This is a genomic window from Streptomyces silvisoli (assembly GCF_029269905.1).
Taxonomy (GTDB): Bacteria; Actinomycetota; Actinomycetes; order Streptomycetales; family Streptomycetaceae; genus Streptantibioticus_A; species Streptantibioticus_A silvisoli_A.
Genome location: NZ_JARJBC010000007.1, coordinates 217,650 through 240,651, shown reverse-complemented (window position 1 = coordinate 240,651; position 23,002 = coordinate 217,650). Strand labels below are relative to the sequence as shown.

The 23,002-nt window shown below is 71.6% G+C and carries 19 protein-coding genes; 6 read left to right on the top strand and 13 right to left on the bottom strand.

Going from position 1 to position 23,002, the window contains the following annotated elements:
* Nucleotides 1–4 precede the first annotated feature (4 nt).
* Both P3G67_RS14380 and P3G67_RS14375 read right to left on the bottom strand, forming a co-directional pair.
* Nucleotides 5–1,417, bottom strand: a complete 1,413-nt coding sequence (locus P3G67_RS14380) for a CoA transferase (RefSeq protein WP_276093826.1) — start codon at nucleotides 1,415–1,417, stop codon at nucleotides 5–7.
* 35 nt (nucleotides 1,418–1,452) lie between these two features.
* Nucleotides 1,453–2,583 carry a DUF5925 domain-containing protein gene (locus tag P3G67_RS14375; RefSeq protein WP_391858255.1) on the bottom strand — a complete coding sequence of 377 codons (1,131 nt, stop codon included), beginning with the start codon at nucleotides 2,581–2,583 and terminating at the stop codon, nucleotides 1,453–1,455.
* A gap of 197 nt (nucleotides 2,584–2,780) precedes the next feature.
* Here P3G67_RS14375 and P3G67_RS14370 point away from each other — a divergent pair, with 197 nt between their 5' ends.
* A complete protein-coding gene (locus P3G67_RS14370) occupies nucleotides 2,781–4,088 on the top strand; it encodes a xylan 1,4-beta-xylosidase (RefSeq protein WP_449343251.1) in 1,308 nt (435 codons plus the stop codon).
* A 14-nt stretch (nucleotides 4,089–4,102) separates the two neighbouring features.
* Here P3G67_RS14370 and P3G67_RS14365 read toward each other — a convergent pair whose 3' ends face one another.
* The 6 genes from P3G67_RS14365 to P3G67_RS14340 all read right to left on the bottom strand — a co-directional run bounded on the left by P3G67_RS14365 (nucleotide 4,103) and on the right by P3G67_RS14340 (nucleotide 12,486).
* Complete coding sequence (locus P3G67_RS14365) at nucleotides 4,103–7,765, bottom strand: lipopolysaccharide biosynthesis protein (protein WP_276093823.1); 3,663 nt, start codon at nucleotides 7,763–7,765, stop codon at nucleotides 4,103–4,105.
* Nucleotides 7,758–8,570: a polysaccharide deacetylase family protein gene (locus P3G67_RS14360; RefSeq protein WP_276093822.1), complete on the bottom strand. Its 813-nt coding sequence runs from the start codon at nucleotides 8,568–8,570 to the stop codon at nucleotides 7,758–7,760. The genes P3G67_RS14365 and P3G67_RS14360 overlap by 8 nt, the downstream gene beginning before the upstream one ends.
* A complete protein-coding gene (locus tag P3G67_RS14355; RefSeq protein WP_276093821.1) occupies nucleotides 8,567–9,619 on the bottom strand; it encodes a glycosyltransferase family 2 protein in 1,053 nt (350 codons plus the stop codon). The genes P3G67_RS14360 and P3G67_RS14355 overlap by 4 nt, the downstream gene beginning before the upstream one ends.
* Nucleotides 9,616–10,464, bottom strand: coding sequence for a glycosyltransferase family 2 protein (locus P3G67_RS14350; RefSeq protein WP_276093820.1), 849 nt, complete (start codon nucleotides 10,462–10,464; stop codon nucleotides 9,616–9,618). The genes P3G67_RS14355 and P3G67_RS14350 overlap by 4 nt, the downstream gene beginning before the upstream one ends.
* Before the next feature lie 550 nt (nucleotides 10,465–11,014).
* Nucleotides 11,015–12,115 (bottom strand): GNAT family N-acetyltransferase, encoded by a 1,101-nt coding sequence (locus P3G67_RS14345; RefSeq protein WP_276093819.1) that lies wholly within the window; start codon nucleotides 12,113–12,115, stop codon nucleotides 11,015–11,017.
* Nucleotides 12,112–12,486 (bottom strand): hypothetical protein, encoded by a 375-nt coding sequence (locus P3G67_RS14340; RefSeq protein WP_276093818.1) that lies wholly within the window; start codon nucleotides 12,484–12,486, stop codon nucleotides 12,112–12,114. The genes P3G67_RS14345 and P3G67_RS14340 overlap by 4 nt, the downstream gene beginning before the upstream one ends.
* 175 nt (nucleotides 12,487–12,661) lie before the next feature.
* Here P3G67_RS14340 and P3G67_RS14335 point away from each other — a divergent pair, with 175 nt between their 5' ends.
* Together P3G67_RS14335 and P3G67_RS14330 are read left to right on the top strand one after the other, a co-directional pair.
* Nucleotides 12,662–13,459 carry an SGNH/GDSL hydrolase family protein gene (locus P3G67_RS14335; protein ID WP_276093817.1) on the top strand — a complete coding sequence of 266 codons (798 nt, stop codon included), beginning with the start codon at nucleotides 12,662–12,664 and terminating at the stop codon, nucleotides 13,457–13,459.
* 163 nt (nucleotides 13,460–13,622) lie between these two features.
* Nucleotides 13,623–13,883, top strand: a complete 261-nt coding sequence (locus P3G67_RS14330) for a hypothetical protein (protein ID WP_269856194.1) — start codon at nucleotides 13,623–13,625, stop codon at nucleotides 13,881–13,883.
* Nucleotides 13,884–14,201: 318 nt separating this feature from the next.
* On the opposite strand, the gene P3G67_RS14325 is transcribed toward P3G67_RS14330, so the two are convergent.
* The 3 genes from P3G67_RS14325 to hmgA all read right to left on the bottom strand — a co-directional run bounded on the left by P3G67_RS14325 (nucleotide 14,202) and on the right by hmgA (nucleotide 17,630).
* Complete coding sequence (locus P3G67_RS14325; RefSeq protein ID WP_276093816.1) at nucleotides 14,202–15,413, bottom strand: type ISP restriction/modification enzyme; 1,212 nt, start codon at nucleotides 15,411–15,413, stop codon at nucleotides 14,202–14,204.
* An 88-nt stretch (nucleotides 15,414–15,501) separates the two neighbouring features.
* On the bottom strand, nucleotides 15,502–16,251 hold the full coding sequence (locus P3G67_RS14320; protein ID WP_269856196.1) for a GntR family transcriptional regulator: 750 nt from the start codon (nucleotides 16,249–16,251) through the stop codon (nucleotides 15,502–15,504).
* Between the two features lie 32 nt (nucleotides 16,252–16,283).
* Nucleotides 16,284–17,630, bottom strand: coding sequence for a homogentisate 1,2-dioxygenase (hmgA, locus tag P3G67_RS14315; protein ID WP_276093815.1), 1,347 nt, complete (start codon nucleotides 17,628–17,630; stop codon nucleotides 16,284–16,286).
* A gap of 207 nt (nucleotides 17,631–17,837) precedes the next feature.
* Between hmgA and P3G67_RS14310 the strand changes: the two genes are divergently transcribed.
* Both P3G67_RS14310 and P3G67_RS14305 read left to right on the top strand, forming a co-directional pair.
* Nucleotides 17,838–19,256 (top strand): aldehyde dehydrogenase family protein, encoded by a 1,419-nt coding sequence (locus P3G67_RS14310; RefSeq protein WP_276093814.1) that lies wholly within the window; start codon nucleotides 17,838–17,840, stop codon nucleotides 19,254–19,256.
* Nucleotides 19,257–19,303: 47 nt separating this feature from the next.
* Nucleotides 19,304–20,386, top strand: coding sequence for a zinc-binding dehydrogenase (locus P3G67_RS14305; protein ID WP_276093813.1), 1,083 nt, complete (start codon nucleotides 19,304–19,306; stop codon nucleotides 20,384–20,386).
* A gap of 115 nt (nucleotides 20,387–20,501) precedes the next feature.
* Here P3G67_RS14305 and P3G67_RS14300 read toward each other — a convergent pair whose 3' ends face one another.
* The gene (locus P3G67_RS14300; protein WP_276093812.1) at nucleotides 20,502–21,134 is read right to left on the bottom strand and encodes a TetR/AcrR family transcriptional regulator; all 633 of its coding nucleotides are present in this window, start codon (nucleotides 21,132–21,134) and stop codon (nucleotides 20,502–20,504) included.
* A gap of 61 nt (nucleotides 21,135–21,195) precedes the next feature.
* Between P3G67_RS14300 and P3G67_RS14295 the strand changes: the two genes are divergently transcribed.
* Nucleotides 21,196–22,347 (top strand): acyl-CoA dehydrogenase family protein, encoded by a 1,152-nt coding sequence (locus P3G67_RS14295; protein WP_276093811.1) that lies wholly within the window; start codon nucleotides 21,196–21,198, stop codon nucleotides 22,345–22,347.
* Nucleotides 22,348–22,372: 25 nt separating this feature from the next.
* On the opposite strand, the gene P3G67_RS14290 is transcribed toward P3G67_RS14295, so the two are convergent.
* The gene (locus P3G67_RS14290; RefSeq protein ID WP_276093810.1) at nucleotides 22,373–22,984 is read right to left on the bottom strand and encodes a TetR/AcrR family transcriptional regulator; all 612 of its coding nucleotides are present in this window, start codon (nucleotides 22,982–22,984) and stop codon (nucleotides 22,373–22,375) included.
* Between the last annotated feature and the right edge of the window lie 18 nt (nucleotides 22,985–23,002).

Here is a 23,002-nt window from a genome sequence, read left to right as displayed (position 1 = left end):
GCGGCTAGGCCCAGACGGGCTCGTCCGTGCCCCAACGGCCAGGCGCGGAAGCCCAGGTGGCCGGGCCGCCAGCGAAGGACACCGGGGGGAGGGCATGGACTAGACGGCCGATCGGCGCATCAGCCCGCGCGAGATGGCGTGCTGGATCGTACGGTTCGTACCCGGCCTCGTCGCCTGGTGGCTCGGCGGTCAGGCCGTGCGTCAGCCAGTGGCCCGTCGCCGCCAGGCTGAACCGCAACAGCGCACCGCCGCCCGCATCGTGCCGCTCGGTGAGCGCGCGCAGCACGGCGGCCGCCATCAGATGTCCGGTGCCGTGGTCGATGGCCTGCGCGGGCAGCGCACCGGGACGGCCATCCGGCCCCGCCTCCACCATGGCGATACCGCTCGCCGCCTGCACCAGGCTGTCGAACCCGCGCCGCTGTGCCCACGGCCCCTGATCGCCCCAGGCGCTCAACTCCGCGACGACAAGCCCCGGTCGGCGCTCCAGCAGGGCCGCCGCCGAAAGGCCGAGCCGGGCCAGGGCGCCCGGACGATAGCCGGTGATCACGACATCCGCGGTGTCGAGCAGTTCCTCGAAGACCGCGCGGTCCGGCTGGTGTGCCAGGTCGAGTCGGGTCGACCGCTTGCCGAAGCCGGTGTCCGCGTGGGCGTCCGCCGATTCCGGCAGCCGAGGCGAGTCGACCCGCAGGACGTCCGCGCCGAGCAGCGCCAACGTCCGGCCCGCCACCGGCCCGGCGATCACCCGGGTCAGATCCAGTACCCGGACCCCAGCGGCGGGCAGCAGCGCCCCCTCGGGCAGCGGACGTACCGGCCGCCGGGGCGCACCGTCCAACCGCTCGCCGCGCACCAGCGGCTGCGCTGCCGCCGCACGGCCCGCCGGGTGCTCGGCCCACTGCTCGGTGGTGCGCACCGCGACGGCGAGTCCGCCCGCCGCGTACACCCGCTCCTCCACCTCCTGCGCCACCGACTTCTCCAGTGCGCTGGCCAGTTGCTCGGCCAGTTCCTTGTCCTCGCCCTTGTCGCGGATGTCGAGCGAGGTGAGCAGCCGGGCGCGGTGGTGCGGATAGTTGGCGTGGGTGCGCACCCAGCCGTCGCGGGTGCGCCAGAAGCCCGACAGGGGCGCGAAGTTGACGGGCGCGCGACCGTCGATGCGCAGATGCCGTTCACTGGTGAACGCGGTGGCCACCGCACCGTCGTCCACCCGCACCGCCGGTACCGGGCGGCCGCTGCGGCGTGCCGCCAACTCCGCGGCGGCCAGTGAGCAGGCGGCGACGGTTCCCCGGGCCAACTCCCGTACCGGCAGCCGTGCGGGCAACCCCGCGCCGGGCCTGCCGTACGACACCCGCTCCAGCAACTCCGGTGCGCCGCCGAGGGCCGCCCAGACCTGCTCGGCGGCGTTCTGAGAATCATGCGTCATTCAGCCATGATGCTCCGTCCCATCATGGTTCCGCCTCACAGGTACAGGCCGTCGGCCGCCTCGGCCTGGTTGGGCAGCAGGAGCGGGGTGCCGCGGCGAAGCGCGTAGAGTTCCGCGAGGGTTGAGCCTTCGCGGCCCACGCCCTGTGACGTGCCGAGCCAGCCGATCGCCTCCTCGCGGGTCAGCGGACCCACCTCGATCCGGCTCAGGCAGCGGCCGGGCCGGACCACCGCCGGATGCAGCCGATCCAACTCCTCGTTGGTGGTGATGCCGACCAGCACGTTGCGGCCCTGGCCCAGCAGCCCGTCGGTCAGGTTGAGCAGCCGGGACAGTGCCTGGCCCGCGGTGTGCTTGGCCTGGCCGCGGATCAGCTCGTCGCAGTCCTCGAGCAGCAGCAGCCGCCAGCGCGGCGCGGCCCGGTCGTGCGCTTCGTGGTCGTCCTCCCCGATGGCCAGGTCCATCAGATAGCCGGGATCGTTGAACAGCCGCTCGGGGTCGAGCACGCAGTCCACCTGGCACCACTCCCGCCAGGACCGCGCCAGGGTGCGCAGGCACGAGGTCTTTCCGGTGCCCGGCGGCCCGTGCAGCAGCAGCAGCCGACCGGTGATGCCCTCCGGCGTCAGCTTCATCAGGCTGTCCATCGCCTCGGCCACCGTCGCGGTGTAGTTGCCCCGTACCTCCGCCCAACTCGACGCGCTGATGGCGCGGGTGTGCCGGACCGGGCCCCGGCGGTGCGAGAAGTGCCAGAAGCCCATCTGCACCAACTCCGGCCGCGCTTCCGGCTCGTCCTCGGCATCCTCCAGCGCCTCGTCGAGGATCCGCCGCGCCAGCTCGTCCTCGACCGCGGTGACCGTGACGTCCGCGCCGCGCTTCCACCGGGACACCAGGACCGTCCAGCCGTCGCCCTCGGCGAGCACCGCGCGGCGGTCCTTCTCGGCCGCCGACCGCAACACCCGCGCACCGTTCGGCAGCAGCGTCACCCCCGACCTGACCCGCTGCACCGAGTGGCCGCGGGCGTACGGCTGGGCACCGGAGGCGAACCGGCCGAGCAGCATGGCGTCCACGATGTCGGACGGCGAGTCGTTGCCCGCCGTGTTCAGCCGGATGGGCAGCGCCGCGTCGGGTAGGCGGTCATCGGGCGGGTTCATCGCGGACATGACGCCCATGATCCGGCAGAAGGGGCGGAGTCGCGCGGTATTTTCGCGGGTGATCGACAAGGAAAACCCTCACAGGGTTTACCAAAACGGTCGTTACGCATGCTTCTCGGCCTTACAGTGCCAAGGTGAGCGCTCGTCATGCGGCCGGCAGGCTCGGCCTCTTAGGTGCTGGGTGGCAACGCGTCATCGTGCTGTTCACCGTCGCGATGGCGGGACTTGGGCTGCTGCTGACCATGTTCGGCACCACGGGCCACGGCGCCGCGGAACGCTCCACCGGCACTCCCGCCCCCGGCGTCTACGGCGGCCCCGGCACCGGCGCGCCGCCCAGCGCCCGGCTCGGCTGGGGCTTCACCCATACCGAGTACAGCGCCGACCGGGGCACCGCGGCCGCCGAGGGCAGTGCCGACAAACTGCTGGCCGCCCAGCCGCTGCCGCAGAACCAGGCCATCATGGGCTGGGGCTCCGACAACCCCGAGCCGTCGCCCGGCCGGTACGACTTCAGCGGACTGGACAGCCGCATCGCCCTGATCCGCAGGACCGGCGGCACGCCCGTGATCACCCTGTGCTGCGCCCCCGACTGGATGAAGGGCGGCACCTCCGGCACCACCGACTGGTCGCGCATCGAGGCCGCGCCCACCCCGGACCACTACGCGGACTTCGCGGACCTGGCCGCCAAGGTCGCCCACCGCTATCCGGACGTGCACGACTTCATCGTGTGGAACGAGTTCAAGGGCTTCTGGAACGACAGTGCGCAACGCTGGGACTACGAGGACTACACGCGCCTGTACAACCTGGTCTATCGGGCCGTGAAGGCCGTCAACGCGCAGAACCTGGTGGGTGGCCCGTATCTGAACATGGACAGCGTCCCACCCGGCACCAAGGACAACGCCTCCTCGGTCAGCGGCCCCTGGGGCAGCCTGGACCAGCGCGTCCTCGACGCACTTGACTACTGGATGCGCAACAAGGCGGGCGCGGACTTCCTGGTGGTCGACGGATCGAGCACCACCCATGACGGCGCCCTGGTGCCCGACGACTTCAACGCCACCCAGAAGTTCCACGACCTGAGCCGATGGCTGCGCCAGGACACCGGGCTGCCCCTGTGGTGGGCGGAGTGGTACGTCAAGCCCGACCACACCGTCTGGCCGGAGAACCGGCTGATGGCGGTGCAGGCCACCGCCATGATGCAGCTGGCCGAGGGGGGCACGGACACCGCGTTCTACTGGAACCCGGAGTCCGAGAGCGGCGACTGCTCAGGCTGCCTGTGGACCGGCACCGAGGCCGACCAGCGGGGTGGAACCCCGCTGCCCATGCTGGACCTGCTGCGCCGGTTCGCCGCAGTCTTCCCGCCCGGCGCCCAACTGAGCACTCCCGCCGTGGACAACGCCAACGTCATTGCGCTGGGAAGCGGCAGGACGCTGCTGGCGGTGAACACCACCGACCAGCAGACCACCGCCCACATCGACGGCGCGACCGTCAACCTGGCCCCCTACGCGGTCAGTTGGACCACACGGTGAGCGCGCCGGGCACCTCAGCTCAACGTGGCGAAGCGGTCCGCCAGGGAGGCCAGGAACACCAAGAGCAGTGGCAGCGCCAGGTAGAAGGACACCTTCATGCCGCGCCGCCGCCGGTACTCCGGCACCACGACCCGTACCACCTCACGGGCGCCGAGCAGTACCACCAGCAGTACCGCGGCGATCGCGCCCACCACGGTCCAACGCGTCCAGGTCACCACCGGGCCGACCCTGCCGACCACCGGGCGCGGCACCGTGCCCTTGGGCGGTGCCGCCAACTGGTAGACGGCGGCGTCCGGGTTGGACATCACCTCCCGAACGTCCGAGCGGGCGTTCAGGGCGGCCACCACGCGGGTGCGCCAGTCGGCCGGGTAGCCCGCGTCCAACTGCAGATAGCCGGCGGTACCGGAGGTGATCAGCAGGTACGACTGCGGCCCCGCCGCCTTCAGGTCGGCGACCATGGCGCCGACCCGCGACGGATCACGTGGGGCCAGCACCCCGCGGTAGTCGACCTTCTCCATGTCCCGGGCCATCCACGGAAGGTTGGGCGTGGGATCGTTGGCCGGGTCCTTACTGGGCCACAACAGCCGGGCGGACGGCGAGTCATGGCCGTAGACGTAGTCCAGCGCCGCCACCTCACCGGTGCGCACCCGCTCGAACGGCTCGTTGCCCCAACGGGCCACCAGGAACCCGCCCATCAACACCAGTCCCGCCAGCAGCAGCGCCGTTAGCCCGGTCCACGAGCGCTCCGTCGAGGTGCGCGGGAAGAACGCGAGCGCCGCCAGCACACTCGCGCCCGGCAGCGCGAACAGGAAGACCCGCAGCGCCATCTCACCGCCGTATGACTGCATGCCGAACCCCAGGAACGGCACCAGCAGGAGGATCAGCAGCACCCGGTCGCTGATTCCGGAACGCCGCCTGCGCAGCCAGCCGAAGGCGGCCAGCGCCAGCACCGCCACCGCGAGCAACACCCTTGAGTACAGCACCAGTTTGTGCGTGGGGGATCCACCCTGGATGCGTCCGGAGACGCTGGAGGAGACGTTGCCGCCCAGCGAACCCAGGCCGCCGAAGAGGTCGTTGAAGTGCCCCGACCAGTACGGCTCGGCCAGGAAGCCGACCCAGGCCACCACCATGACCCCGCACAGCAGCGGCAGCCCGTACAGTGTCGAGCGCTTCCAGACCACCAGCGCGGCGGCCACCCCGAGCATCACGAACGGGGTGAGCTGGTGGCTGACCACGGACGCCGCGAACAGTGCCAGCGCGACGCCGAGCAGCACCACCCGGTCGGCCCGGCCCGCCGGACGCGCCTGCGCCTCACCCGGCATCCGCCCCGTGCCCCCGGTCTGCGGGGAGCGGAACCACACCAGCAGTACGGCCACGAACATGATGTAGAAGAGGTAGTTGACCGACTGCGGTGAGAAGTAGTCCTGGCCCACCCAGCCGCACAGCACGAACAGCCAGGCGGCACACCACTTGGCTCGCCAACTCGCCCGGATCGCGTGCAGCAGCAGCATCAGCGGTGCCAGGTAGAGCAGTTCGACCGCCAGCGGCCACCAGCGCAGCACCTCGGACAGATCGGTGATCCCGCAGGCCTTGGTGACCAGTGCGACGCCCGCGAAGAACCCCGGCCAGGAGAAACGCGCGTCAAGGTACGGGACCGCGTGGCCGGTCCGGTTGACGTACTCGATGAACCCCGCGTGCTGCCAGGCGGTCGGGAAGCGCGGCTGCGCCTCCAGTACCGCGGGCACGGCGTGCAGCGACACCACGGTCGCCAGCAGCACGGCCAGTAGCAGCCAGGGACGGCATCGGGGCAGCGCCAGCGCCCAGCAGAACGCCAGCACGAGCAGGGCCGCGCCCACCAGTGTGCGGAGCGGCAGTACCGAGACCAGGCCCAGGCCGGTCATCCGGTCCAGCGAGGCGTCGTCCATCCCGCGCAGCGGCAGCCAGTACAGCGCCAGCGCCGCGACCAGCGCCAGCCAGCCGCCGAACGCGGCCCAGGACCAGCCCGCCATCCGCTCCCGCAACGGAACCCGCGGTCGCTCGGTCGGCTGCGCGGGCGGTGGCGCCGACACCGGATGCGGGGTGGTCCCCTCGGCGCGCGACTCCTGGTGCGTCTGCGGTTGCGGGAGGACGTAGGGCCGCCGCTCCAGATGGTCGAAGTCCAACCGGACGCCGAGCGGCAGCGTGTCCTGGTCGACCGCGGCGCGCAGTGCCCAACGGGTGCCGAACACCAGGGTGTCGGTGTCCAACGGGGCCTCCTGCGGCGCTTCCGCCGGAGGAGGCGCGGCGGCGGAGACCGGAGCCGGGGCGCGCAGGATCCGTGCCAGACCGAAGCAGGCGATCACCGCGATCACCGTCTGACTGGCCAGTTCCGCCACACCCGCACCGACGATGCCCAGCGGCGGCAGCAGAAGCAGCGTCGATCCCAGCACCAGTGTGCACAGCAGCCCTTGGAGCATCGCGATCCGCGAGGTTCGGCTCTGCGCCCGCAGCACCCCGAAGTACGCCTCGAACAGCACCCGGGTGAGCGAGGCGACCGCCATGAAACGCAGCAGCGGCCCGCCCTTGGCCGCGTATCCCGCACCGAAGACATGCAGTATCTGTGGTGCGAAGACCGCCAGTGTCATGCAGATCGGAATCATGATGCGGGCCATCCGGCGCAGCGCCGCCCGGCAGTTCTCGGCGATCCGCGACGGGTCGTGCGCTCCTTCGACGGTGAGCGAGGCGCCCATGTTGATCGCCAGGAGGTCGACCGTGCCGCCGATGGTGGAGGTGATGTAGAAGTAGGCGTTGTCCTCCGCGCTGATCCGCGCCGCTACGATCACCGGCACCAGGTAGAGCGCGGCCAGCGCGAACAGCGAGCCGGTGTAGTCCCCGGCCAGGAACCGCCCGATCTCCCGCGCCGACGGCGGATCCGTCCTGTCCTGCGTCGCCTTGACATGGCGCGGGATCAGCCGGCGGAAGACCAGCCAGCCCAACGGCAGTACGGACAGCGCGATCGCCGCGACCCAGGAGACGAACACCCCGGTCGCCGGGATCACCGCGGCCAGCACCACCAGCAGGGCGAGCTTGGCGGTGGAGAACACCGTGTTGCCGAACGGCACCCACACCGCGCTGCGCAGCCCGGTCAGCACCCCGTCCTGAAGAGTGAGCACCGACCAGGCCACCACCGACCCGACGAACGCGAGCCCCGGCACCAGCCCACTGAGGAAGTGGTAGGAGGGACCCCACCACCCCAGCGTGAGCAGGAACACCCCCGCGGCGACCGCCACCACGAGCGAACTCGCCAGATACGTACCGGAGATGAGCCGCGAGGTGCGCCTGCCAGCGACCGGGATGAACCGGGCCAGCGCACCGGTGAGGGTGACCGCGGTGATCCCGGCGAGGAACTTCATCGCCGCGATCGCGGCCGAGCCCCGGCCCACCGCGTCATCGCTGTAGTAGCGGGCGGCGACCAGCCAGTAGCCGAGCCCGAGCACCGCGGAGACCCCGGTGTTGAGCATCAGCGCGTAGGCGTTGCGGAACAGCGGATCGCCTCCGCCGCGCCGTCCGGGAAGCCGCAACCGACCGCGTTTCGGCGGTCGTTCGGCGGCGACCCCGGAGTCCGCCGCTGCCCGGCCGGGTGCCCCCTGGCCGGTCGCGCTCGTAGCGGATGTCTCCTGGGTGGTCGTCTCAGACACGGGCTCCGCGTACCTTCCCCAGTGCTCGGCGGGTTCTGCGCACCATGGCATAACTCTTTGTCAACGCCCGGTCCTTGGCGAAGTTCCGGGCGACGGCGCGGCCCTCGACGAGTCGTTCGAACTCCGTTATGGACGTGGACCGGCGTACGGTGACCCGGCGCAGCGCGTACGGTCCCTGGGCCCGGGAGGCCAGCCGGTTGCCCACGGCGAGCGAGATGCCGAACCCGCCGGTGCGCACCATGCGCCGCACCCGCTGGCTTGAGTAGCCGTACGGATAGGCGAAGGAGACAGGTGGGGCGTCCAGTTCCTCGGTGAGGATCTCCTTGCAGCGCAGCACCTCGAACCACAGCCGCTCGTCGGAGAGCTGGTCCAGCTGCGGATGGCTGTGGCTGTGCCCGCCGATCTCCACGCCGGACCCCGCCAGTTCGCGTACCTGGTCCCAGTCCAGCATGGTGTCCAGCGCCCCCGGAGCCTGGTCCTGCGTGCCGCGCCCGCGCACCCAGCCGGTCGAGGTGAACAGCGTCGCCGCGAAGTCGTGCCGCCGCAGTTCCGGCAGCGCGTGCCGGTGCACGCCCTCGTACCCGTCGTCGAACGTGATGAGCACCGGGCGTTCGGGCAGCGCACGCCGTCCGTCCCGCCAGACGGCGGCCAACTGCCGGGTGGTGAGCGGTGTGAAGCCGCGCTCCGCCAGCAACTCCATCTGCTCGGCGAACGCCGACGGCGCCACCGAAAGCCCACGCGCGGCCCTCGCCGGGGCGTCGGCGACCGCGTGGTACATCAAGATGGGCACCCCACCTGTGGTCATGCCACCGCTCCCGGTCTGTGCTGTCCGCTGTGTGGGGCTTCCCGAGGCGCGTCGGCCCTCCCGGGATCCGTGCCCTGCGCTTCCGCCGCGGGGATGACGAACCGGCCGCCGTTGCGGGACCGTACGGTGCCGACGGCGTATCCGGCCGCCGTCGTCGCCAGTCCGGCCACGATCGCACCGGCCCGGGCCAGGCCGCTGACCCGGCCGAGCAGCGCGTCCCGTACGCCGCGGGCCACTCCGGACGGCAACACCCTTGTGGTGTAACGGCGTTCGGTCGCCAGCCCGGCCTCGGTGCCCACGCTGCGGGCCACCAGTGCCTTGGACAGGCCCTCGGCGTAGCAGCGGGTGCGGAAGTAGCCGAACCGCTCCCGCGCCGGTGGCACCCGGTGGTGGATGACCGCGCGGTCGTCGAGCAGCAGCAGCGCGTCCGGGCGGGCCCGCCGCAGCCGGATGCACAGCTCGGTCTCCTCGCAGCCCAGCGGACGCTTGTCGCCGTCCCGGCCGATCCCGGTGGCGAAGCCGCCAGCGGCGTCGAACGCCGTGCGCCGGAACGAGGCGTTTCCGCCCAGCACGTTGCGCACCGGTACCCGGCCGGGCGGCAGGCCCAGATAGGTGCAGCCCACCACCCACTCGAACTCGCGCGGGAACCACCCCGGGCGGCGTCCCGACGCCCAGGCGGGCATGGTCCTGCCGCCCACCGCCATCACCCGCGGGTCCTCGTAGGCCGCCACGAAGTGCCGCAGCCAGTCCGGTTCGGCCACCGCGTCGTCGTCCAGGAACGCGATGACCGAGCCGCTGGACGCGGTGATTCCGGTGTTGCGGCCCGCGGACAGGCCGCGCGGCCCGGCGTTGGGCAGCACGCTGACGGTGCGGTCGTCCGCGTACCGCTCGCGCAGCCGGGCCAGCAGCGTGGGGTTGTGGTCCACCACGAGCAGTGTTTCGTGTGCCGGGAGGCTCTGCGCCCGCACCGAGGCCACCGCGGCGAGGATGTCGCCCCAGCGGTCCTCGGTGTAGACGCAGATCACCACGGAGACGGTCTCCGTGCTCAAGAACCCTCCCCCAGGCTGGCGCTGGCGGGCAGCATCGCCGGGCGGGAGAGCAGCCGACGGGGTCTGTGCTCCCGCAGGATGACCTTCAGCACGCGCAGACCGTCCCGTACCGCCCGCAGGTTGCTGGCGCCGTGGATGCGCAGATGCTCATGGCTGGGAATCTCCTGTACCTTCAGGCCTGCCTTGACCACGCGGATGTTCATCAGGGTCTCCACCTCGAAACCGGCGCAGTCCAGCGCGATGTGGTCCAGGCAGTGTCTCCAGAAGGCGTTGTAGCCGTAGCACAGGTCGGTGTAGCGGGCGCCGAACTTGGCGTTGACCAGTGCGCACAGCACCCAGTTGCCGAGTTTGCGGATCGGGGTCATGTCGTCGGTGCCACCGCCGTTGGCGAAGCGCGAGCCCTTGGCGAAGTCGGCCCCGGAGACCAGGGCGGAGACATAGCTGACGATCTCGCTGCCGTCGGCCGAGCCATCGGCGTCCACCATCACGATGATCTCGCCGGTGGCCGCGGCGAAGCCGCTGATCAGGGCATCGCCCTTACCGCGGCCGCGCTGCTCGACGACGGTCACCGAAGGCCACAGTTCGCGGGCGACCTTCACGGTGTCGTCGGTGGAGTGCCCGTCGACCAGGACGACCTCGTGGATCCAGGGCGGGAGCGTGGCGAACACATGGGGAAGGTTCTCCGCCTCGTTCATCGCCGGGATGACGACGCTGACCGGCGGGGTGATCGCCAGGTGCGTGGAGATCGGCCGGAACTTCGCCGCAGCTGCGACGGTGGAGCGGTCCGTTGGTGGGTTCGAACTTAGCGATGGTCCGGGTACGGCCGGTTGAACAAACGAGCTCATGAGTCCGTTTCCCTCTCGTCCGGTCGACCGCCCGCGCCGGGCGGCCCGTGTCGTGGGTCCGGTTCGAAAGGGGGGTCTCACCTGCTCCATGCCGACTTCGCCCAGGGCGGTATCGCCCATGGGCGGGTCTGGCGCCTTGCGAGCCTGGTGAGTTGGCGTACGTGACCGGCCGCGCGGTGCGCGGCTCGGCACATGCGCAGTGTCCGAGCACGGCACCCCCCTACCGCGCCCCGCACCGGTTCCATCGCGGCCTGTTGAGCCCCCTCCCCTGAGGTCTCCTAGGGCCGCCCTTCCCTGATGGCTGATGCGGGTGGATGTCCGACGGTATTGATGATTAGGACTCTAAGGCAAGACCCGGCGTCGTGATTCACAATTGACGGAAAATACTACGCGGCTGTCCTTTTGATCTTGCCTCAGTGATCGAACTTGCGAGGAAGCGAATCATTCCTTTCGACTCGCTGGACAAACGAGCCGGGCACCGGGTTGTACGCGAAGTCGCCGCGATCCGGCGCGAAGGAGCGCTGGATGCGTACGGTGGCACGGGGGCGCGTCACCGTTCGGTCCGCAGCCGTCCCAGCAGTCGGAGCAACTGGTCGGCGCGGCCCAGGAGTTGGGGGCGCGCCAACACCGCGTTACGGGCCGCCCGCACCGGCGCACGCCTGACCAGGTGACCGATGGCGACCGGATGGCGCCTTGTCACCCAACCTTCGCTGACCGAAAGTTCACGCGTTTTGAGCGACTCTTTGTATTCTTTTTCACCGCGGCCGAGATCAAGGTAGGAGATACCATTCGCCGCAGCCGCCTCGGCCATTCTCAGATGCAACGTGAGGCCCGGCGAGTATTTGCCGAACGCGGTGTCGTACGCCGGGAACCAACAGGCGACCACCCGGTCGGATCGCAACCCGAAGTGCGCCGCCACCGGACGACCGCCCGCATAGAGCACGGAGAGCTGTCCGGCGAAGTCCTCGCCGCGGACGTTGAAGAGGTGCTCCACCAACCGCACGATCCACGGCCGGGCGAACCGGTCGCTCCGCCCCGTCCTGCGGTACTGCGCCGACTTCCAGCCCATCAACGTGCGCAACGCGGCCGGATCACGCTCGTCGTGCACGTACCGCAGCCCGCCGGCGTCCCGCTCCAGCTTGCGCTCCTTGGCGAGCGTGGTGCGCACGAACTTCGGCGCGTGGGAGCGCAGATAGCCCAGATACGCCTCGTACCCCTGCTCCACGTCGATCACCGGAGACGGGAACGAGCCGGTGGCGCCCACCTCGAAGGGCTTCTCGCCCTCAACCAGGTGGTCGAACTCCCAGATCGCCAACCGGCAGGCGCGCAGCAGCTCCCGCGCCTCCCACTGGAAACCCGGCCGGTGCACCAGCCCCTGGCAGTCGGACAACCCGAGGCCGACCGCCCGGCCCACCCCCAGCACGGTGCGCTGAAAGGGGAAGAACGCGGCCGGCTCGCCGTCCTCGTAGACCACCGCCACCCGAACCCCGCGCCGGAAGCGGTCCACCGCCAGGGTGAACTCCGGGGACAGGAAGGGGCTGGCGAGCGCCGGACTGCCGCAGACCCAGGCACGCGACTGGAGGCCGGTCCAGGCCGCCCGGTCGGCCTCGGTCAGCTCGGCGGGGCGCAGTACGCGTATCCGGGATGTCAAGGATCGCGCCTTCGCACCGTCACTCCGTAGCTGTGCCGGGCCAGTGGCAGCAGGAACAGCGTCGCGCTCAACGCCGCGACCACCGCGACGCCGCCGCGGATCGACCACAGGTGCAGCATCAGCATCACCTGGCCGACCAGCAGGTCCAGCACGATCGAGCCGATCGCGGCGACCACCACCCGGGTCAGCGGGTCAAGGCCGCGCAGCGTACTGGCGAGCGCGGCCCCCGGCGCGACGATCAGGAAGAAGAAGGTGAACGGTGCGCGCAGCGGCGAACTGATGTCGGCCAGTACGAGCGCGGCGCCGGCCACTCCCGTGCCGACGGCGGCACCAGCGAGAAGTGGCAGAGATTCCCTGGCAATTGGATGCATTGGCGACTTGCCCCCCGGGCTTCAATGTTGCGCAGTCCCGGCAGCCCGTCAAGCAGTCCGGGCCTCTTGGGACACACCATCACCGATCGGGGGAATCTCCGGGCGGGGTACCGCCGCGGTGGGCCGTCCGCTGCTACGACGGACGCGGCAGAAACACCCCGTCGAGAGAGGTTCCATGAGGATCACCCGGCTTGTCGCCACCTTGTCCGCCCTGCCCCTCATCGCGGCCCTCAGCCTTTGGGGGACGAGCGGCGCGGGCGCGGCCGGGCCCGGCTATGTGGCCCTCGGCGACTCGTACTCCGCCGGGGTGGGCGCGGGCGGCACCACCGCGGCCAGCGGGGAATGCCGCCGGAGCACCCGTGCCTATCCGGAGCTGTGGGCGGCCGCCGCCGCTCCCGCCTCGTTCGCCTTCACCGCCTGCGACGGAGCCACCACGGTGGACGTCCTCAACGGCCAACTGGGGGCGTTGGGTTCGGCCACCGGTCTGGTCAGCATCACGGTGGGCGGCGATGACGCGGGCTTCGCGCAGGTGATGGCCACCTGCGCGCTCTCCGCCGACCTGCTCTGCGTCCAGCGGGTGGACCGGGCCCGCGGCTTCGTGCGCGACTCCCTGCCGGGACTGCTGGACACCGTCTACTCGGCGATCCGCGCCCGGGCGCCGCACGCGCGGGTGGTGGTGCTCGGCTATCCGCGTTTCTACCAACGCGGCGGCGGCTGTCTGGCCGGGCTGGGGGAGGCCAAACGTACGGCCATCGACGGGGGGATCGACCAGTTGGACTCCGTCATCGCCGACCGCGCGGCCGCGCACGGCTTCGCCTTCGGTGACGTTCGCGGAGTCTTCGCCGCGCACGAGATCTGCGGCCAGGACCCCTGGCTGCACAGCGTGACGCTTCCGGTCGGTGATTCGTACCACCCGACGGCGGTGGGCCAGTCGCACGGGTACCTTCCGGTGTTCACCGCGGTGGCTGGCTGACATTGGCATCGGCACTCGGTCAACTACCGTGCGTACGCGCGGCGTCGGGTGGCAACACGCCTGTTCGGCAGGTGAATCCGAGGCCGTGGATGCGCGGGTGACGCGGCGGGGCGATAGGGTTACGCTGCCCGGGCCGGGTGCCTCGTACGGGTGGGGAGAAGTAATGGAGCAAATAGTGCGCAGCAGGCCACGTGTGCCTGCGATCAACTGTGGGAGCAGCGCGACCAGTGCGCGTCTTGACCGTCATCTGGCGGTGCTCGGCGGCCCCGTCGTGCCGCAGCGTGAGACCGCGGACGCCACACTGCTGATGCGTGAGTTGACGGCCCGGGACACCTGCCCGGCCAGGGAGAACCGCGGCGCCCGCGTCTCGCTGTTCGCGCCGCTGCGCCGGCTGCGCCGGTCGCTGTTCGGCAGCCGCGGCTGACCCGCTGCCGACCGGACCGACGGGACCCCCGTGCCCCTCGGTCCGACCGGCGCACCCTTCCCCGAGGCCATCCGGCGCCCCAACCCGGCAGGGGGCGCCGGTACCGCGCGGCGCGGGCATCACCCGAGTGATCCCCGTTCGCGCCGCTCACCGGCCGTGGCGCGCGAACCGCCCCGCATGGCCCACCTGGCAAGGGAGTTGGGGAGCGGCGACTACCCACACCTGGCGGCGGCCGTGGGCACCGCGCCCACCGACCCGGACACCACGTTCGGGCGCGTACTGGGCAGGATCCTCAACGGGTACGCGGTGAGGCAACCGCTAGAGGAGGGCGAACTGGCCGCCAGGCCCTTCCTCCGGGTGATCGAGCACGGAGGCGGGGCGGCGAGCCGAGGCCGGAACGGGGAGTACGCCCGCGGCGCGCAGCTCGGCCGTACCCGTGCGCGGGCCCCTGTCGAGAGCGGCGGCCAACGCCGTCTGCCGCGTTCGCAGTTCCGAGAGCAGCGCCAGTACGGTTACCAGTTCCAGCAGGTCCGAGGTCCACTCCTGCGGCCACGCGCCCGGCCCGATGGCCGCCAGTGTGCCGGGTTCGGCGGCGCCCGCACGTGCCTCGAACCACGCCTCCAGCACCCGCACGCCACCCGCGTGGAACTCCCAGGCCCCGCGGGGTACCGGTGAGATGCGCCCCTCGCCGACGAGCAGCGCTTCCTCCTGTTCGTCGTACCGCAGCGCGTCCGGCCGGGCGGGCAACGGCGCGCGCACATACGGCCGTCGGCCGCCGGGCAGCCGTGGCCGTACCCCGCTGCGCGCGCCACGGGTCTGCACGTCCAGCGCTGTGCGCCCCAACTCCACACCGACGTCCCACAGTTCACCGTTCGCCGGAAGCGGCACCACGCGGCCCACGGGGGACTGGCGGGCGCACACCGTGATCCACGCCAGCAGGTCCTCGGCGGAAACCTGCCGTTCGCACCGCTTGCCGAGATGGTCCAGCAACCCGGGGGCGACATTGGGCTCCACCCCGCCGGGACGGCGGTACAGCGGGCGGATCCGGCCGGGGCGCCCGGCGGGCGAGTGGCCGTCCGGCAGCAGCGTGCTGCACACCACCGCCGGGCCGGGCACCTGCGGTACGTGCGCCTGCTCGACGGCGAAGACCTGCCGCTCGTCCGCCACCCGCCACAGCTCGGTCCGCGCGGTGTCCAGCAACCGGTGGTCGGGGATCAGCCACTGCTGGTCGTACGGCCCGTGCAGCACCCGCAGCGGCTCGGGGCACGGACCCTGCTCCTCGGCGAGCGTGCCCGTCGGCGCCGGATGGCCCGGAAGCTGCGCCACCGTGCTGTGCACGCTGCGTGCCCGGGTCGGGTGGAACAGCGCGTCGCGCTGCTCCACCGTACCGGCCCGCAGCAGGGTCTCCCAACGGGCGCGCAGTGACCGGGGGTCCGGAGCCAGCACCCAGCTCCTGCCGAACCGCGGCGGCGCGGTGGACCACGGCATCAGGTCGTCGAGCAGGGGCGCGTCGTCGCTCACCGCACGCATGGTAGTGGGACCGGGCCGCGCTTTCCCGGGGGATGGCCCCAGGCTCCCCAGGGCGGCACGCCGGGCCCGGCCGTCGCCGCAGGGCGGATCAGTACCGCGCCTCCATGGTGACCGAGAAGGAGAACCGGTCGCCGCGGTAGTGGATGCGCACCACGTCGACCGTACGGCCCTCGTCGTCGTAGGTGATCCCGGTGTAGTGCAGGATCGGGCTGCACAGTGGTACGTCCAGCAGTCGCGCGGTCTCCGGGTCGGCCAGCCTGGCCTCCACGGTGTCGGTGATCCGGCTGATCCGTACCCCGAGGCGGTCCCGCAGCACCTTGGTCATCGGCCAGTGTTCCAGGTCGGCCAGGTCGATGCGGGCGGCCAGTTCCGGAAGGACGTGGTTGTCCGCCCAGTTGGTCGGTTCACCGCTGTCGTCCCGGCGCAGCCTGCGGTAGGAGACCAGCTCGGTCGCGTCGGGGAAGTGCTCGCTGATCTCGGCGGGGACCGGCACCGCGCCATGGCCGAGGATCGTGGCCCGCATGCCCGACTGCTGGGCCACGATCGCGTCGACGGAACCCAGCAGCCGGACCGGAGCGCCCCGCCGGGCCCCCGGTTCGATGAAGGTGCCGCGCCGCCGGTGGCGGCTGATCAGCCCCTCCTCCTCAAGGGACTTGAGCGCCTGCCGCATGGTGAGCACGCTGACCCCGTAGTGCGCGGCGAGGTCGTCCTCGGTCGGCAGCCGTAGCGGCGCGTCCGCGCTGCGTCCGAGTATCGAGGCGCGCAGCGACTGCGACACCTGGTACCACAACGGGAGTTTGCGGTTCAGGGTGATCGAATCGGGGGCGAAAGAGGTCAAGTCCGCTCCGGCGTACGTGGGTTCGCGGGTGGCTAGGCCCTGAAGTGTCGTTCCAGACCCTGCCACACCGCGTCGTAGTCCTGTTGGCGGTGGTCCGCGTGCAGGGCCTGCGCGGTCGGTACCACCGGCCAGCGGGTCTCGAACATGAACGCGAGCCCGTCGTCGACCTTCTGCGGCTTCAGCTCCGCGGCGCTGGCCTTGTCGAAGGTCTCCCGGTCGGGACCGTGCGCGGACATCATGTTGTGCAGTGACGAGCCACCCGGCACGAAGCCCTCCGCCTTCGCGTCGTACGCGCCCTCCACCAGGCCCATGAACTCGCTCATCACGTTCCGGTGGAAGTACGGCGGCCGGAAGGTGTCCTCGCCCACCAGCCAGCGCGGTGCGAACACCACGAAGTCCACACCAGCCAGCCCCGGGGTGTCGGTCGGCGAGGTGAGCACGGTGAAGATGGACGGGTCCGGGTGGTCGTAGGAGATCGAGCCGATCACGTTGAACCGGTGCAGGTCGTAGACGTACGGCAGGTAGTTGCCGTGCCAGGCGACGACGTCGAGCGGGGAGTGGTCGTAGGCGGCGGTCCACAGGTTGCCGCCGAACTTGTTCACCACCTCGACCGGCCCTTCCCGGTCCTCGTACGCGGCGACCGGGGCCAGGAAGTCCCTCGCGTTCGCCAGGCCGTTGGCGCCGATCGGGCCGAGGTCGGGCAGCCGGAAAGGCTGGCCGTAGTTCTCGCAGACGTAACCGCGGGCGTCGGCGTCCAGCAGTTCCACCCGGAACCGCACCCCGCGCGGAATCAGCGCGATGTGTCCCGGCTCGGCGCGCAGCAGCCCGAACTCGGTGCGCAGCAGCAGCCCGCCGCGCTGCGGGACGATCAGCAGCTCGCCGTCGGCGTCGGAGAAGATCCGGTCGGTCATGGAGCGGTTGGCCGCGTACCAGTGGATGCCGATTCCGCTGCGTTGCAGCACATCGCCGTTGCCGCCGACGGTCACCAGGCCGTCCAGGAAGTCGGTCGGCTCCTGTGGAACGGGCAGCGGGCTCCAGCGCAGCCGGTTGGGGTCCGGCACGCTCTCGGTGAACGGCGCGCTGCGCAGGTGCCTGCTGTCGATCCGGTAGAACGGCGGATGCGCGGCCGAGGGCCGGATGCGGTAGAGCCAGCTGCGCCGGTTGTGGTGGCGCGGCTCGGTGAAGGCGCTGCCGGACAGCTGCTCCGCGTACAGCCCGAGCGGTGCGCGCTGCGGTGAGTTGCGGCCGACCGGCAGCGCGCCCGGTACCGCCTCGCTGGCGTGCTCGTTGCCGAAGCCGGAGGAGTAGGCGAGCGCCTCGGCGGCCTTGCGGGCCGCCTCCGCGTCGCTGTTCCCTTTCCCGTCCTGCGTGCCGCCCATGCCGTGCTCCCGCCCTCCGAGTACTGAATCCTATGGACGACCGTAGGATTCAGGCGGCGTGCCGTCAATCACCCCGGGCATGCTGGTGCCGCGGTAACTAGCGCCGTTAGTTTGAGTGGTACAGGCATCCGCATCCGCCCACCCGTCGCCCGACCACCGCCGCCACGGCGGCTCGGCCGACGGCGTGGAATCCGGGAGGGCAACGACGTGCAGGCACACGACGGGATGTACATCGACGGCGAGTGGCGGCGCGCCGCGGGCCAGGGCCGGATCGAGGTGGTCAACCCCGCGGACGAGCGGCCCATCGGCTCGGTACCGGCCGGCAACGCCGAGGACGTGGACACCGCGGTGCGCGCCGCCCGCGCCGCCTTCCGCGGCTGGGCGGAGACGCCGCCCGCCGAGCGCGCCGCACGGATCGGCGCGCTCACCGCACGGCTCGGCGCCCGTCGCGAGGAGATCGCCCGGACCGTGACCGCTGAACTCGGCGCCCCGCTCACCTTCAGCGGCAAGGTCCACACCGACATGCCGACCTCGGTCGCCGCCTCCTACGCCCGGCTGCTGGAGACCTACGAGTTCACCGAGAAGGTCGGCAACTCCGTCGTCCACCACGAACCCGTGGGCGTGGTCGGGGCGATCACCCCCTGGAACTACCCGCTGCACCAGATCGTCGCCAAGGTGGTGCCCGCGCTGGCCGCGGGGTGCACCGTCGTGCTCAAGCCCGCCGAGGACACCCCGCTGGTCGCCCAGCTGTTCGCCGAGACGGTGCACGAAGTGGGCTTCCCGGCAGGGGTGTTCAACCTGGTCACCGGGCTGGGTCCGGTGGCGGGCCAGGCGCTGGCCGAACACGAGGGCGTGGACCTGGTCTCGTTCACCGGCTCGACCGCCGTCGGCAAGCTGATCGCGGCCGCCGCCGCCCGGTCGGTGAAGCGGGTGGCGCTGGAACTCGGCGGCAAGTCCGCCAACGTCATCCTGCCGGACGCCGATCTGGGCCGCGCGGTCAACATCGGCGTCGCCAACGTCATGGCCAACTCCGGCCAGACGTGCAGCGCCTGGACCCGGATGCTGGTCGACGCCGACCGCTACGAGGAGGCGGTCGAGTTGGCCAGGGCCGCCGCGGCCAAGTACGTCCCCGGTGACCCCGCGGACCCGGACACCCGGCTCGGCCCGCTGGTCAGCGCCGGACAGCGGGAGCGGGTGCGCGGTTACATCGCCGGCGGCGTCGCGCAGGGCGCACGGCTGGTCGCGGGCGGACCCGAGGCGCCGGAGGGGCGCGAGCGCGGATACTTCGTCCGCCCGACCGTGTTCGCCGACGTGACACCGCAGATGACCATCGCCCAGGAGGAGATCTTCGGCCCGGTGGTGTCGATCATGCGGTACGAGAACGAGGAGCACGCCCTGGAGATCGCCAACGGCACGGTCTACGGCCTGGCCGGGGCGGTGTGGTCGCAGGACGAGGCGGCCGCGGTGGCGTTCGCCCGGCGGATGGAGACCGGCCAGGTGGACATCAACGGCGGCCGGTTTAACCCCCTCGCGCCGTTCGGCGGTTACAAGCAGTCCGGCATCGGGCGGGAGCTCGGCTCGCACGGACTGGCGGAGTTCCTCCAGACCAAGTCCCTGCAGTTCTGATCATCCGTCGTCGCGTCGTCAACCGAGTGGTTCACCGAGGAGAGAGCGTGGTCCGCGCCGCCGTACTGCCCGCCGTGGGAGCACCGTTGGAGATCGCCGAGATCGGCCTGCCGGATCCCGGCCCCGGCCGGGTGCGGGTGCGGCTCGCCGCGGCCGGGGTGTGCCACTCCGACCTGTCGCTGGCCAACGGCACCCTGCGGCAACCCGTTCCCGCGGTGCTCGGCCACGAGGGCGCGGGTACGGTCACCGCGGTGGGCGAGGATGTCGCCGGTGTCGCGGTGGGGGACCGGGTGGTGCTCAACTGGGCGCCTTCCTGCGGCGGTTGCCACTTCTGCGGACTGGGCGAGCCGTGGCTGTGCGCCAACGCCTCGGCGGGGGCGGCGGCTCCGTACGCGGTGCGCGCGGCGGACGGCACCGAGCTGTACCCGGGTCTGGGCACCGCGGTCTTCGCCGAGGAGACGGTGGTGTCCGCGGGCGCGGTGCTGCCGCTGCCGGACGGGGTGCCGCTGACCGAGGCCGCGCTGCTGGGGTGCGCCGTGCTCACCGGGTACGGGGCGGTGCACCACGCCACCCGGTTGCGGGCGGGGGAGACGGTCGCCGTCTTCGGCGTCGGCGGGGTGGGGCTCGCGGTGCTCCAGTCGGCCAGGATCGCGGGGGCCGGTGCGGTGATCGCGGTCGATGTCGCCCCGGGCAAGGAGGAGTTGGCGCGGGCCGCGGGCGCCACCGACTTCGTGCTCGCCGCCGACGACACCGCCAAGCGGATCCGCAAGCTCACCGGCGGCCACGGGGTCGACGCCGCGATCGAGTGCGTCGGCCGCGCCGACACCATCCGTACCGCCTGGTCCGCCACCCGGCGCGGCGGCCGGACCACGGTGGTCGGCATCGGCGGCAAGGAGCAGCAGGTCACCTTCAGCGCACTGGAGATCTTCCACTTCGCCCGCACCCTGACCGGCTGCGTCTACGGCAACAGCGACCCGGCGAAGGACCTGCCGGTCCTCGCCGAACATGTTCGCACCGGCGGTCTCGACCTGTCCGCGATGGTGACCGACCGGATCGGGCTGGACGCGATCCCCGCCGCGTTCGACGCGATGCTCCAGGGACGCGGTGGGCGCGCGTTGGTGGTCTTCTAGACGCTCGCTGTGGGGCCGACGGGGGGCGGGCGGTTCGCACCGGCGGTCCGCCTCGGCGTGGTCGCTCGCCGCGGCGGATTCTTCCCGGGGCAAGCCCCCGACCCCGACGCGGCCGCTAGCGCAGCCGCTCGTACTGGATGGCCAGGCCGTCCACGAGGGCGCGCAGGCCCGTTTCGAACGCGCCCTCGTCCACCCGCTGTTGGTGCTCGGGGAGCAGATGGGCCTGGCCGAGGTGCGGATAGTCGTCCGGGTCGTACGCGGTCGGGTCGTCCACGAACCCCCGGGCGAAGGAACCCAGCGCCGATCCGGCGACGAAGTACCGCATCATCGCGCCGATCCGGGTGGCGTGCCCGGGCGGCCAGCCAGCGTTCACCATACCGCCGAACACGGCGTCCGCCAGCCGCAGTCCGGCCGGCCGGCGGCCGGGCCCCTGGGCCAGGAACGGCACGATGTGCGGATGCGCGGCGAGTGCCGCGCGGTACGAGCGCGCCCAGCGCACCAGCGCGTCCGCCCACCGCGTGCCGTCCTCGAACATCGACAGGTCCACCTGCGCCACGACGGTGTCCGCGACCGCGTCCAGGAGCTCGTCCTTCGTGCGGAAGTGGTTGTACAACGACGGCCCGCTCACCCCGAGTTCGGCGGCGAGCCGCCGGGTGGAGACCGCCTGCAGCCCTTCCTCGTCCACCAGCGCCAGCGCCGCGGCGACGATGCGCTCTCGGCTGAGCAGGGGCTTGCGGGGGCGTGCCATGCGGCACATAGTAGAGGCCGCCAAGAAAAACTAGCAGCGCTAATTTATGAGGGATGCGCCCGTGGACCTTGAGCTGAACGAGGAACAGGCCGCCGTCCGGCAGCTCGCCAGGGACTTCGTGGACCGCGAGGTCACCCCGTACGCGGCGGCCTGGGACCGGGCGGAGCGGGTCGACCGCGGCATCGTGAAGAAGCTGGGGGACCTGGGCTTCCTGGGCATGACGATCGCGCAGCGGTACGGCGGCTCGGGCGGCGACCACCTCGCGTACTGCCTGGTCACCGAGGAGCTGGGGCGTGGTGACTCCTCGGTGCGCGGCATCGTCTCGGTCTCGCTCGGCCTGGTGGCCAAGTCCATAGCGGCCTGGGGGAGCGAGGAGCAGAAGCGGGAGTGGCTGCCCCGGCTCTGCTCCGGTGCGGCGGTCGGCTGCTTCGGCCTCACCGAGCCGGGCACCGGCTCCGACGCGGCCAACCTCACCACCAGGGCGGTGCGCGACGGTGACGGCTATGCCATCACCGGCGGCAAGATGTTCATCACCAACGGCACCTGGGCGGACGTCGCCCTGGTCTTCGCCCGCACCGGGGCGGAACCCGGCCACAAGGGCATCAGCGCGTTCCTGGTGCCCACCGACACCCCCGGCGTGGAACGCCGGGAGATCCACGGCAAGTTGGGGCTGCGCGGCCAGGCCACCGCCGAGATCGTGCTCGACGGCGCGCGCGTGCCGGCCAGCGCGATGCTGGCGCCGGAGGGCAAGGGGTTCGCCGTCGCCATGTCCGCGCTGGCCAAGGGGCGGATGTCGGTGGCGGCCGGTTGCGTGGGGATCGCGCAGGCGTGTCTGGACGCGGCGGTCGAGTACGCGGGCCAGCGCGAGCAGTTCGGTGCGCCGATCGCGCGGCACCAGCTGGTGCAGGAGCTGATCGCCGACATCGCCGTGGACGTGACCGCCGCCCGCCTGCTGACCTGGCAGGTGGCCGACCACATCGACCGAGGCCTGCCGTTCGCCACCCAGTCCTCGATCGCCAAGCTGCACGCCAGTGAGGCGGCGGTGCGCTGCGCCAACAACGCCCTCCAGGTCTTCGGCGGCTACGGCTACATCGACGAGTACCCGGTCGGCAAACTCCTGCGCGACGCAAGGGTGATGACCCTCTACGAGGGCACCACCCAGATCCACAAACTTCTCATAGGCCGCGCCCTGACGGGCGTCTCCGCCTTCTAGCCGCGGGCCGGTTCGCGCGGGTCCGCTACTCGGGGCGGACCATGCGCAGCACCAGGTCGGCGTACAGCTCGCCGATCTGGTCCGGGGTGCGGCGGCCGCCCGGGTTGAACCAGCGGGCAACGTCGATGCACAGGGAGAGCACCGCGAGCGTCGTACCGGAGACGTCGGGCACGTCGAAGTCGCCGGAGCGCACGCCGTCCTCGATGATCGAGCGCATCGTCGCCTCGCTGAGCCGGCGCAGTCCGACGATCTCCGTGTGGTGCTCCGGGCCGAGCGCGCCCAACTCGTACTGGACCACCCGGCCGGTGGTGTGGTGCTCGGCGTGCCAGCGGACGAAGGAGCGCACCGCGGTGCGCAGCCGTTCGGCCGGGGTGCCACCGCCCTCGGCGGCCCGCCGTAGCAGGGTGAGGGCACGGCGGTGGCCGACGCCGCTGATCTGGTAGAGCAGTTCTTCCTTGTTCTTGTAGTGGATGTAGAGCGCGGCCGGGCTCATTCCGGCGCGCCCGGCGATGTCGCGCGTCGTCGTGGCGTGGTACCCGCGCTCGGCGAAGGCCTCGACGGCGGCGACCACCAACCGCCTCGCCGCGTCCGGGGTGATGTCACTCCACGCCTCGGTGTCCGTCGCCTCCGCATCCATGCGGACACCTTACCGTCC